Raw genomic sequence first — 11,712 nt, forward strand, 5'->3', positions numbered from 1 at the left:
TTTAGGGGCGGATTGACCTCAATCACCGAATGATACAGTTCTGCGCCAGCGAGCCAGCGCTCGACCGCAATTAGAAACCAAGCGGTATCATGGTTAATGAGACGCCCTTGAAAAAGCAGAAAGGTTCCGACGGCCGAAACCATAAAAACTAGGATCGTCGGTCCTATTCGGGCTGGCGTCTGAGCGTCGGTTTTCATATTGCAAACCTCATGTCTTCAGCGCCCAAAGCTTCAGCGAGACAAAGGTAAAGGCAGGCACCACCACCGCGACCAGCAGCATGGTCAGAGCAAAGGGCGCACCGAGTTTTTCCACCCCCCACCATGTGATCAGGCTGCTGAGTGTCAGCCCTATCAACGAGACCACCAAAAACCGTGGGAAGTGAAACCCATGGCGCGGGCGGATCGCAAAGGTTGCTTTGGTGTGGCCGATGTAGGACCAGAGAACCGCCATTGAGAACCCGCAGAAATTCGCAATAAGCGGCGCAACATCAAAGAGTGCGTCCACTGCGGTTGCGGTCACAACATGCGCAGCGGTCGCGAGGAGCCCGACGCCCAAAAACCGTTTGATTTGACCAGCCAGCATTGTCATGCGTTTCGCATGAGGACCGCGCCCAGCGAAACCCCGGCAGGCATCGGCGTGCGCCCGATCAGATGGCGTTCCGCAGCAAAGACCCGCCCCAGAACCCGGTTCAGCCCCGGCCCCGGCATCACATCATCTGAGGCCTTGGACCCGAGTAGGCGTTTGACCAGTCTGACCCCCAGAATAAGCGGCATCAAAAAGACGTTGAAATTGAAAAATCGCTCTACGGTCAGCCCCGCGCTCTGTGCCGCTTGTGCAAGCGATTTGCGGGTATAGCGGCGGAAATGGTGATGGCTCACATCATGTTCGGACCAAAGCCAAGGGTAGGCGGGCACGGTCACAAAGATGCGACCCCCCGGGGCCAGTTTTTGCGCCAAGGCTGCCAGAGACTCGGCATCCGGCTCCACATGTTCCAACACATCAAACAGACAGATCAGATCAAACCGGCCGTCGGAAAACGGGATATCATCCGGCAAAGCCCCATATGGCACGCTAAGCCCGGTTTTGGCCGTCGCCATGTCGCGGGCGGGGGCATCAAATTCAAAGCCCTGCAGGTCTCCGAATTGCTGTAGCATGGCAATATTGCCACCGGTCCCGACCCCGGCTTCCAATATGCGAGGCGATGGGCCTAGGGGCACAAACTGCCGGATCGCGGTTTCGATAATGCGCCTACGGGCCACGAACCACCAATGTTCTGCCTCAAGCGCATTCATACGGTCATAAACACCACGATCCATCAGTCTTCGCTCTCTTTCACCGATCGCACGATATAAAGCGGCCTTTTGCGCACCTCGTAGTAAATGCGACCGATATATTCTCCGATAATGCCAAGGGCGACCATGTTTAGCCCGCCGAAAATCAAAATGACAATCAGGGTCGAAGCATAGCCGGGCACATCGCGCCCCGTGATTAGTACTGACAGGAACACATAGGCCGAATAGGCAAAGGCAAAGACCGCCATCGTGCCGCCGACATAAGACCAAATGCGCAAGGGCGCTGTTGAGGAGGCAAAGATACCATCCAGTGCCAGCGTCCACAGCCGCCACCAGCTCCAGGAGCTTGCACCATCGGCGCGGGCGGGACGCTCATAGGTGACTTCGACCGTTTCAAACCCCACCCAGCTGAAAATACCCTTGTTAAAGCGCGACCGGTCGCCGATTTGCAGCACGGCCTGCACAACTTCGCGATCCAGCAGGCGGAAATCGCCAACATTGCTGGGGATTGGGTTTTCTGCGAGCCAGTTGAAAATCCTGTAATAGGCCGCTGCCGAAAGCCGTTTCGCCCAAGTGTCCTGTGAGCGGTCAATGCGCCGCGCATTCACAATTTTTGCACCCGCGCGCCAGCGCTCAAGCATCTCTGGAATAAGTTCTGGGGGATCCTGCAGATCCACATCCATGGGAATAATGACATCGCCGCGTGCATGGGCAAGACCTGCGGCCAAAGCCGCCTCCTTGCCGAAATTACGTGACAAATTAATAAGGCGGAGGGGCTTACCTTCTGCCATGAGCGCTTCGATTTTGCGCTCTGTCGCATCTCGGCTGCCATCGTTTACAAAGACAACCTCAAATGTCGCGACCCCTGCCAGCACCTGCGTCACAGTGTCGACAAACCGACGAACAGCCTCTGCCTCATTAAAGACGGGCACGATCAGAGACACAACAAAAGGCGCTGCCTCAGCCTGCTCTATGGGGTCAATATCCTGCATCACATCCCAAACTTGCTACTCGCACTTGTTTCTAACAGAGAATAGAAGGCCAGCAAGCGCCCTACCCCCGCGCATAGACATCGTCATATCTGACGATGTCATCTTCGCCGACATAAGCGCCGGTTTGCACTTCGATCAGCACCATGGGCACTTTGCCGGGGTTTTCCAGCCGGTGTTTGGACCCGACCGGGATGTAGACGGATTCATTTTCCGTCACCAGTTTCACCTTGTCTTCGATGGTGACGCGGGCCGTGCCTGCGACCACGATCCAATGCTCAGAACGGTGCACGTGGCTTTGCAACGACAGGGCCGCGCCGGGGTGCACCAGGATGCGTTTCACCTGGAAACGCCCGCCCACCACAAGGCTTTCAAACCAGCCCCAGGGGCGGTGATCCTTGGGGAATTGCGTGGCCTGGGCAGCGCCTTTTTCCTTTAAAGCCGTGACCGCCTTTTTCACGCTTTGTGCGCAGCTCATATCCGCAATCAAAACCGCATCTGGCATGGCTATCGCCATGATGTTTTCAAGCCCGATGCCGACCACTTGCAGTGTCTCGCTTTCCGATCGCAGAAGCGTGTTTTTGCAGTCCAGGGCGGTCGCTGCGCCGGAGGTCACAATGCCATCGGCATCTGGCCCGCTTTCCCGCCAGACCGCGTCCCAGCCGCCAAGGTCAGACCAGGCCGCATCAAAGGGCACAACAGACAGGTTCGTGGCCTTTTCCATCACCGCATAGTCAATCGAGATATCCTCAGCCCGCGCCCAGGCGTCGGGGTCAAGGCGTAAAAACCCAAGGTCGGGTCGCGCGGCTGTCAGGGCGCTGCGCACAGGGTCCAGCAGGGTTGGCGCATGCTGGTTGAAGGCCGCGATCATGTCGGCGGCTTTAAAAAGGAAAATCCCCGCGTTCCATTTGAAATTGCCTGCCGCCAGCATCTCTTGCGCGCGCGCCTCATCCGGTTTTTCGACAAAGCGCTTTAAGGCCACCGGCGCGCCGGTGTGATCCGGGCACTCCGCCAGTTCCAGATAGCCATAGGCGGTTTCTGCATGGGTGGGCGTGATGCCAAAGGTCACCAGCTGCCCGACCTCAACCGCCTTTAGCCCACGGGCGACCGCGGCGTGAAAGGCTTCTGTGTCGGGCACCACGTGATCTGACGGCGCAACCAGCAGGACGGCTTCGGGATCATGCGCGGCGGCATGCAGCGCGGCGGCGAGGATCGCGGGGGCGGTGTTGCGCCCTTCGGGCTCAATCAGGATCGCGCCGGGATCAATGCCCACGGCCTGCAACTGTTCGGTCACGATAAAGCGAAAGTCAGAGTTCGTCAGCACAAGCGGGGCGTCAAACACCACCCTGCCCGCCTGCCCCGTCAACCGCTGCGCGGCGGCCTGAAACAGGGTCTCATCCCCCATCAGGGGCACAAATTGCTTGGGATAGCTCTTGCGCGACAAGGGCCAAAGGCGCGTTCCAGACCCGCCACAGAGTAAAACCGGTACAATGGTCATTGTCTTTGTCCCTTCATGGGGTGCCGATCATGCGCAAAGGGCACCCACAAATCTGCGCGTTACATCTGCTCTTATTGAAGACGGTTATACCTAACACTTTGTTTAAACTTTAAATCAAAGGTGACCACACTTGGGCAACTTGGGGCAAGCCGGGGCAAGGGAAAGCTGAAGCTCTGCGTTTACCACAAAGAGCCCGGTGCCTAGCTGAAACAACCCATTGGCCATTTGTCCAATTTAGCGCGGGAAACCCGCTCTCGAAGGGTCAAAACGCAAAGTTTACGGAAAATTATGTTAATTCATTGATAAATAAAAATATATTGCAAATTTCCGAGCGCCGAAAAAGTTTAATCTGGCTAAGTTTCCCAAGAAAATTCCTGAGAAACGTGCCCCCATGACCGCACCCGCCTGCGAAGTGTCGCCCTGCGCCTAATCCGGCGTTGCCCCACCCCGGGCATTCATGCTGTAAGGACGTAATGTCAAAGTGTTGATTGGGACGGAACAACGGATGCCCGGTAAGTCTTTTCTTACGCGATTTTCTCGGAAAACCTCGGGGGCCTTGCTGCTGTCAACCGCCCTCTTGGTGCCAGCAACTGCGCAAGAGCAAGGCGCGCCAGAGTTTGATCCGCTGACTTCTCCCACCCTGAGTTTTTACGGCTTGCCAGGGCTGATGGATACCGCCTCGGCCGAGATGATGCCCGAAGGGCAACTGGCCACCAGTTTTTCCACCTTTGCCGGGCAGAGCCGCTATAACGTCACCTTTCAACCCACGCCCTGGGCCACCGCGACTTTCCGCTATATTGGGGTGCAGGATCTGAACCTTTTTGGCTTTGACGACTATTACGACCGCAGTTTTGATCTGCGTCTGCGTCTCTGGGACGAAGGCACATACCGCCCTGCCGTCGCCGTGGGCCTGCAGGATTTCATCGGCACCAGTCTTTATGCGGGTGAATATGTTGTCGGCACCAAGACCTTTGAAACCCCTGCCCTGGCAGCGGGCCGCGCGCCCGGTCAGCTGAAGGTCAGCGCGGGTCTCGGTTGGGGGCGGCTTGGCTCTTATGGCACGATCGATACAATCGGCACCCGCGCGGCCTATGACCCAAGCTCGACCGGCGGCCAGCTGAGCTATGACCAATGGTTTCGTGGTGATGTCGCGCCTTTTGCTGGCATTGAATGGCAGTTGGATGACCGCTGGGGGCTGAAGGCGGAATATTCGTCAGACGCTTATGTGAATGAAACCCAAGCCTCCGATGTGTTTGAGCGCAAATCCCCGCTGAGTTTCGGGGTGGAATATCAGGCGCGACCGGGTTTGCGCCTAGGGGCCTATTATCTTTATGGGTCACAACTCGGGATCAGCGCGCAGATGCAGCTGAACCCCAAACGCCCGGCCAACCCGATCCGCGTCAAAGCCCCGGTGCCCCTGACCCCGCGCAGCCTCTGGGCCACGACCCCGGCGCAGTGGAGTCAGGATTGGGCCGAAAGCGAGGCCGAACAGGTCAGCCTGCGCGAGACGCTGACGGAAAAACTCGCCGAAGACGGGCTGGTTCTGGAAAGCCTGAGCCTGACCGGCACCAGTGCCGAGCTGCGCTATCGCAGCAATCGCCACCGGTCCTTCAGCCTGACCAACGGGCGCGCGGCCCGCGCCATGGCGCGCAGCCTGCCAGCGTCTGTGGAAATCTTTCACATCGTACCCATGGAGGGCGGCCTGCCGCTTTCGCGCATGACGCTCAAACGCAGCGATCTGGAAGCATTGGAATTTGCGCCGGACGCCACAGAGGCCCTACAGGCCCGCGCAGAATATTCCGGCGCGCCCGCGCTGGCAGACAGCGCCCTCAGCAACGAGACGCTTTATCCGAATTTCACCGGCGGCATCGGCCCATACCTCTCGACCTCTTTCTTTGACCCGGATGTGCCGCTGCGCGCGGACGTGGGCATCGAAGCCAAGGCCAGCTATGCCTTTGCGCCCGGTTGGGAAGTCGCCGGGGCGGTCCGCCACCGGCTGGCGGGCAATGTCGACGGCACCCGCGCGTCCAATTCCGTTCTGCCGCATGTGCGCACCGATCAGGACAAATACGCGCAATATGACACCACCCTGCGCAACCTTTACGTGACAGGCCGCTGGAAACTGGCCCCCGATCTCTATGCCCGCGCCACCGCCGGTTATCTGGAAAAAATGTATGGCGGCATCTCGGGCGAGGTTCTCTGGAAGCCGGTCGACAGCCGCCTCGCCTTCGGGCTTGAGGCCAACTACGTGCAGCAGCGCGATTTCAACCAACGCCTTGGGTTCCGGGATTATAATATCGTGACCGGCCATGCCTCGGCCTATTACGAAGCGCCGCAGGATTTCCTCGTGCAGCTTGATGTTGGCCGCTATCTGGCAGGCGATGTGGGGGCGACGCTCTCGGTGGACAAAACCTTTTCCAATGGCTGGTCCGTGGGGGCTTTTGCCTCAAAAACCGATGTTTCAGCCGCAGATTTCGGCGAAGGCTCTTTTGACAAAGGCTTGAAGTTCACCATCCCGCTGGATTGGATGCTGGGCCGCCCACACCGCGGTACGCAGACCGCCGTCATTCGCCCGATTCAGCGTGACGGGGCGCAGCGCGTGGATGTGCCGGGGCGGCTTTATGACGACATCCGGGCCGCGCATCAGCGCAGCCTGACCGATCAAAGTGCGAGGTTCTGGGAATGACACGCTTCAAGCTGATTTCTGGCCTTTTGTTGATCGCGGCGCTTGCGGGCTGCAGCCGCGGGGATCAACCGACCAACGTACTAAGCGAACTTTTCAGCAGCTCAAAAAGGCTTTTGGCCAAAGAAGAGACAGCGGCGGCCCCCACCGTGACCCGTGCCGCACTCAATCAGATCAACGTCCCGCTTTTGGAAGCCACGATCGAGAACCGCGCTCAGACCGCCTATCTGGTGGCCCAGCGGCAGCGCACCGACACCCAGCCCGGTGTGATCACCGTCTGGCGCAGCGATGACGATGTGACGCTCGCGCTACGGTCAGGCGTCTTGATCGCCACCCGCGGGCTGCGCGATGATCTACTCTCAGCCTCCGCCCTTACCCGCGATGGCAAACGCCAGTTTGTGCTGCATCACGGCGACAACCAGAGCCAGACCTTCACCCTGAGTTGTCAGGGCGCACAGTTGGGCCGGACCTCTTTGGATATTCTCGGCAAAGCCTATGCCACCACCCATCTGCGCGAGCGCTGCGAGGGCCCGGCGGGAATCATTCAAAACGACTACTGGCTGGACGCAGGCAGCGGCCAAATGCGCCAATCCCGACAGTGGGCGGGACCAACCATCGGCTATATTATGCTAAGAGTGCTGGAAAAATAACCAATCACCGTGGTAAAATTGCCATCGGACCAGAGTTTTTTTGCTACTGCAGCAAGACAAGAAACATGCCGGTTGAAAACACTCAAAAGGTTATCTAGGTTGAGGCCAACGTTCTATGGAGTTTAAATTATGAAAAAGTTCTTCGCCGCTTTCGCTCTGACCGCAATGGTTGGCACCGCAGCTTCCGCTGGTAACCCAGTTGTGGGTCAAGACGACGCAATGGTTATGCCTCCAGTTGTTGCTGGCAGCAGCCTGGGTGCATCTGCACCGCTGATCGCTGGCGGCCTGCTTCTGGCAGCTGTTCTGCTGGGTGACGACGACAGCAGCACAACAACAACCGACTAAATTTGTCCCGAAAGGGATGCAGAAAGGCGGGCCATTTGGTCCGCCTTTTTTGTTTGGCTGCCCGTTTTGAAATTCGTCACAAAAGAGCTTGAACCCGCCTGTGCAGGGTAAGGGCCTGATCCGCAAAGCTGACCACATCCAAAGCGTCAGGGTGCATATCTTTTTCAGCAAGCACACGCTTGAGTTCCACCACAAGACATTCAGGGCCAGCCCCGATTGGCAGCAATCGTTCCGGATCGGCAGCCGGATGCTCGACCGTACCACCGCTGTCCGTCTGGATGACACGGATGCCCCGCGCCAAGGCTTCACGAATGGTCAGCCCAAACGTTTCTTTCCATTGCGACATAAAGAGCAGCACATCAATACGGGCGTAAAACCCATCCATCTCCGCCTGCGCAAACCGCGGCACAACTTGCCAACGCCCCGGCAGGTCAGAAAAATCCGCACGCCCCCACCAACTGCCATCCAAGCTGCCTTCAACCAACAGAGCGTCAAACTCCTGATCGGCTTTCAACTGCGAAAATGCTTTGCGAATAATCGGCCAGCCCTTGATCAGCGAAGGCCCCCCGACAAAGCCAAAAACCAGTCTCGACTCCGCCGCCCGCCGCGCAGCCTGTCGCACCGGGAAGTCCTGCCCCGGCAGATGCACCCCATTGGCCCAGACCATGCTATCCTGCGCCACCAATCCGGAGCGCGTACAAAGGTCATGGGCAAATTGACTGGGGAACGTCAGCAAATCCGCTTCGGCTGCCAGTGCCTTGAGGCGCTCCATCCGCTGCTGCGCCCGCGACAGGTCGTCCACACAGCCTTTGCAGTTTTCAATCTGGATCGGATCCTGGCCACAATAGCGCCCCTCGGTGCGGATCATGAACTGCCGCTCACAGAGCCACCAGAAATCATGCGTCGAGAGAATGACGGGCACCCCTTGGCGCTTGGCCGCACCAATAACCCCGGCACCGATATCTTGTAAGCAATGCAGATGTACGAGGTCGGGCTCAAGGCGGCGGATCAGTCTCGCAACCACTTCGGTGACCTCGGAGTTGTCGTAGGTCTGCCCATAAGATCGCCCAAACGGCAAATTGATCAGATAATTGACAATCCCGTCGACTTCACTTTTGAGGATCGCATATGGCGGCATGTCGCTCCGGCTCATTGCCGAGATGGCCGTCACGCGATAGCCGTGATCATCCTTCAAATGATGCGCGACCTGTTCGGCCACCACGGTGGCTCCGCCATAGGTATAAGGCGCGAAGTAGATATTGATGACGAGGATATGCGGCACACTCATGAGCAGACCCACCGGGTGATTTCAGGATCCATCACCGGCTGCTCCAGGCGGGCTGACCATTCCTTTTCTAAAGTCTTGCGCGCCGCCTGCCCCATGGCCTGCGTGCGCCTCCGGTCCTGCGCCATATCTTCAAGCGCCGTCCGCCAGCTGGCTCCGGCTGGCAGAACATGTCCTGTCTGTCCGTCCATCACCAAGGCCGTCATATCCGACACCGTGCCCACAAGGCTTGGTACGCCAACCGAGGCTGCATCAATCACTCGCACACCGCTTTTGCAGCGGTTGAACAGATCATCAGCCAAAGGCATCACCGCCACATCTGTTGATGCCAGTGTTTCCAGATATGTCTCATAGGTGGAAAACGGGTGGGTTTTCACGCGGGCCCGCAGGGCGTCAGGCAGAAGCTTTTTGTCAAAATGGCCCAGAATGACCAATTCGCGATCTTGGCCTGCATCCAGAAAGGCAATGATATCCTCTTGGACTTCTGCGAAATCCACCTCATGGCCCTGTGACCCGCTTGCGAACGCAACCCGAAACGCAGAGGACGCATCTTTTTGCACCTGCGCCATGGCCCTTTGGCCCGCCTGCAAAGAGACCTGATCCGCAAAGTTGCGCCGCATATGCACAGGTCGATTGGTGTAAAGCTGCGTATGTGCCACCATGCCGGGCGTTGAAACGGAAATCATATCCGCCCCATTCATCACATCCAGATAACGTGGCGCCTCCTGCATGAAATGCGCTTTGCGCCAGGCGGGCAGCGCTTTCATGTTCTGATAGGTGCCATAAGCCGATACAGAAAACAGCGGATCATCCAGATCATAAAGGATCGGCAAGCGCAGACGACGCGCTTCATAGGCGAGGGTCGATGTGACCGGCAGGTTTGCCAGACGGTAGAACATCACATGAGTGGCATCCTGCATGAGCGCCATAGCGCGGGGAATATCCTCGTAATGGGCAAAATCGTAGCCGACATCTTTCAACCGCCACAGCTCATCCAGCTGTTCGACCCGATACTTGCGGCATTGCGGCAAGTTGAGGTCCCCGATCATCGCCACCTTACGTCGCTTCATCACAAGCGCGGGTGGCTCAGACACATGAAAGGCCTTCTGTTCAGCTAGCTCCAGCCAGACCATCATAGGCCCGCCCGCCCCTGCCTGACCTGCACGGTGAATGCTGGTCAAACCATTGCCCCGAAGACGCGCGCTGACATAACGCCAACCGGTTTTCATTGCCGGGCGCAGCCCTTCTTGTCGTAAAATCAAAAAGAACCGCTTCAATTTCTCGCGGCTTAAAATATCAAACAGAATCATGTTCTAACCTTTGCCTCAGAGATCGTCCTTAAAGGTTCGCCCGCCCTTTGAGAAGGTATCCCCCCTTGATCGGCAAGCCACCGCAACCTGAGTTGCACGCTCAGCGTCCGCTTTCTAAAATACCCCTAAATGGAGACTCCTTAATGGCGAACAGTATCTCACGGCTGCATAGGCCGCATCGACTCTCAGGCAGGGGGACTCTTTTCGCTCTGACCATATGTCTCATTTCACACGTACTCTCCAGTGAAAGCACTGCCATGTCTCAGACACCCAATCCGCAGATTTCCTACAGCTGCGTGGCACCTGACACGGCTCCAGCCGATCTCTGCGCCCTATTTGCAGCGCGACTTGCCGCCCGGTTTGAGAGCTATGATGTGCGCCCCCAGCAAAACGCAGAGACCGGAGCATTGCCGGCAACGCTTCAGGTCCTGACTCTGACGCCCAATCGCATGGAAGCCCAGCTTCATTGGCTGTCCGCCGACGGCCCGTGGTCAAGCCCTCCGATGGGGACTCTCAGCAGCGGATTTGCACTGCCCGAGGATAAGCTGATCCGTTTTCTAGATAGCCTGATTGCTCAAATACCCACGCCGTAACGAGGGCCTCGGAAACAATAAAACTTTCAGAAGACATCGTTAAAAACTTGAAAAATATCTAGAAAACAAATGCCGTGTCTACGGATAGCCCTTCTCACCAAGACCAAGTGCCTTGTGAACAAAGTGGCAAGGACACATTGGAGGCGGCATCGGGGCTGACACCATGACCGGGGGCCAGGCAATGATACCTTGGTTTTAGCAGACGGCCACGGAAACGATTGGATTCACGCCTTTAATGCCGATGATTTTATCTTCTAATGACGTCTCTGTCCGCCTACTGCAATTCGCGGCCCGCCACGAGTTGCGCAAGCTGACAAGCCCGCTATAAGACAAACGCACATGGAAGGTCAGCAAACCTGTATTCGTTGGGTCTGAGGCCACGGCATTTGAGTTGAGAATAGACAGCGTCGAGCACTTGGAATTTCTGCATGAATACTGAACGAGAAAGCGCCATTCTGGCCATCGGTGAGAACGACACATTGGGGCCCCGTACTTATGTTGTCATCGGCGTCATGCGCGGCGGCACATCGATGGTTGCCGGCGTATTGCGGGGGATGGGTCTTGATCTTGGACCGCAGGTCAGTGAGCAGAACCATGAAAGCCCGCTGTTCACCCGGCAATATAGCCGCGAGGAAATGCGCGAGACGCTTGTCCAATATAACGCGACCCATGATGTCTGGGGTTGGAAATTCCCCCATGCCGCAGACTACCTGAAAGACATCTGGGACGACATCGTCAACCCACACCTCATCTGTGTGTTCCGCGATCCTGCCGCAAATGCACGCGGGTTGCAACGTTGGGGCTCCCAGAATGACGGGCTGAAAGCCACCAACGCCAGCCTACAACGACAGCAAAAGAACCTTGGGCTCGCGCGTGAACTCGCCTGCCCCACGCTGTTTGTTTCTTACGAAAAGGCCGAGCGTCACAAACGACAGTTTGTCAGAGAACTTGCAGCCTGGACCGGGCTTAAAGCCGATTTCAAAGCGTTTGACTTCGACGGGTTTATGGCTGCTGAATCTTATAAAAACGTGGCTGATTTCCGAAAATCATGATCACAAAAAATACAA

At 57.3% G+C, this 11,712-nt stretch carries 11 protein-coding genes; 5 read left to right on the forward strand and 6 right to left on the reverse strand.

Annotated elements, in window-relative coordinates:
* Positions 1-207 precede the first annotated feature (207 nt).
* From BUA39_RS16215 to BUA39_RS16230, 4 genes are all read right to left on the reverse strand, one after another.
* Complete coding sequence (locus BUA39_RS16215) at positions 208-588, reverse strand: GtrA family protein (RefSeq protein ID WP_072794277.1); 381 nt, start codon at positions 586-588, stop codon at positions 208-210.
* Complete coding sequence (locus tag BUA39_RS16220; RefSeq protein ID WP_072794278.1) at positions 585-1,316, reverse strand: class I SAM-dependent methyltransferase; 732 nt, start codon at positions 1,314-1,316, stop codon at positions 585-587. The genes BUA39_RS16215 and BUA39_RS16220 overlap by 4 nt, the downstream gene beginning before the upstream one ends.
* Positions 1,316-2,284, reverse strand: a complete 969-nt coding sequence (locus tag BUA39_RS16225; RefSeq protein ID WP_072794279.1) for a glycosyltransferase family 2 protein — start codon at positions 2,282-2,284, stop codon at positions 1,316-1,318. The genes BUA39_RS16220 and BUA39_RS16225 overlap by 1 nt, the downstream gene beginning before the upstream one ends.
* A 61-nt stretch (positions 2,285-2,345) precedes the next feature.
* Positions 2,346-3,779, reverse strand: a complete 1,434-nt coding sequence (locus tag BUA39_RS16230) for a mannose-1-phosphate guanylyltransferase/mannose-6-phosphate isomerase (RefSeq protein ID WP_072794280.1) — start codon at positions 3,777-3,779, stop codon at positions 2,346-2,348.
* Between the two features lie 505 nt (positions 3,780-4,284).
* Here BUA39_RS16230 and BUA39_RS16235 point away from each other — a divergent pair.
* The 3 genes from BUA39_RS16235 to BUA39_RS16245 all read left to right on the forward strand — a co-directional run bounded on the left by BUA39_RS16235 (position 4,285) and on the right by BUA39_RS16245 (position 7,457).
* Entirely contained in the window at positions 4,285-6,465 is a 2,181-nt protein-coding gene (locus BUA39_RS16235) for a YjbH domain-containing protein (RefSeq protein ID WP_072794281.1), read from the forward strand.
* On the forward strand, positions 6,462-7,112 hold the full coding sequence (locus tag BUA39_RS16240) for a YjbF family lipoprotein (protein WP_072794282.1): 651 nt from the start codon (positions 6,462-6,464) through the stop codon (positions 7,110-7,112). The genes BUA39_RS16235 and BUA39_RS16240 overlap by 4 nt, the downstream gene beginning before the upstream one ends.
* Before the next feature lie 129 nt (positions 7,113-7,241).
* On the forward strand, positions 7,242-7,457 hold the full coding sequence (locus tag BUA39_RS16245) for a hypothetical protein (RefSeq protein ID WP_072794283.1): 216 nt from the start codon (positions 7,242-7,244) through the stop codon (positions 7,455-7,457).
* Between the two features lie 76 nt (positions 7,458-7,533).
* Here BUA39_RS16245 and BUA39_RS16250 read toward each other — a convergent pair whose 3' ends face one another.
* The gene (locus BUA39_RS16250; protein WP_072794284.1) at positions 7,534-8,745 is read right to left on the reverse strand and encodes a glycosyltransferase; all 1,212 of its coding nucleotides are present in this window, start codon (positions 8,743-8,745) and stop codon (positions 7,534-7,536) included.
* Positions 8,742-10,052 (reverse strand): glycosyltransferase family protein, encoded by a 1,311-nt coding sequence (locus BUA39_RS16255; protein WP_072794285.1) that lies wholly within the window; start codon positions 10,050-10,052, stop codon positions 8,742-8,744. Before BUA39_RS16255 ends, BUA39_RS16250 begins: the two co-directional genes overlap by 4 nt.
* A gap of 257 nt (positions 10,053-10,309) precedes the next feature.
* On the opposite strand from BUA39_RS16255, the gene BUA39_RS16260 reads away from it, so the two are divergent.
* Positions 10,310-10,645, forward strand: coding sequence for a hypothetical protein (locus BUA39_RS16260; protein ID WP_072794286.1), 336 nt, complete (start codon positions 10,310-10,312; stop codon positions 10,643-10,645).
* 428 nt (positions 10,646-11,073) lie between these two features.
* Positions 11,074-11,697 carry a hypothetical protein gene (locus BUA39_RS16265; protein ID WP_072794287.1) on the forward strand — a complete coding sequence of 208 codons (624 nt, stop codon included), beginning with the start codon at positions 11,074-11,076 and terminating at the stop codon, positions 11,695-11,697.
* The last annotated feature ends 15 nt before the right edge of the window (positions 11,698-11,712 follow it).

Source organism: Cognatishimia maritima (assembly GCF_900129685.1).
GTDB lineage: Bacteria > Pseudomonadota > Alphaproteobacteria > Rhodobacterales > Rhodobacteraceae > Cognatishimia > Cognatishimia maritima.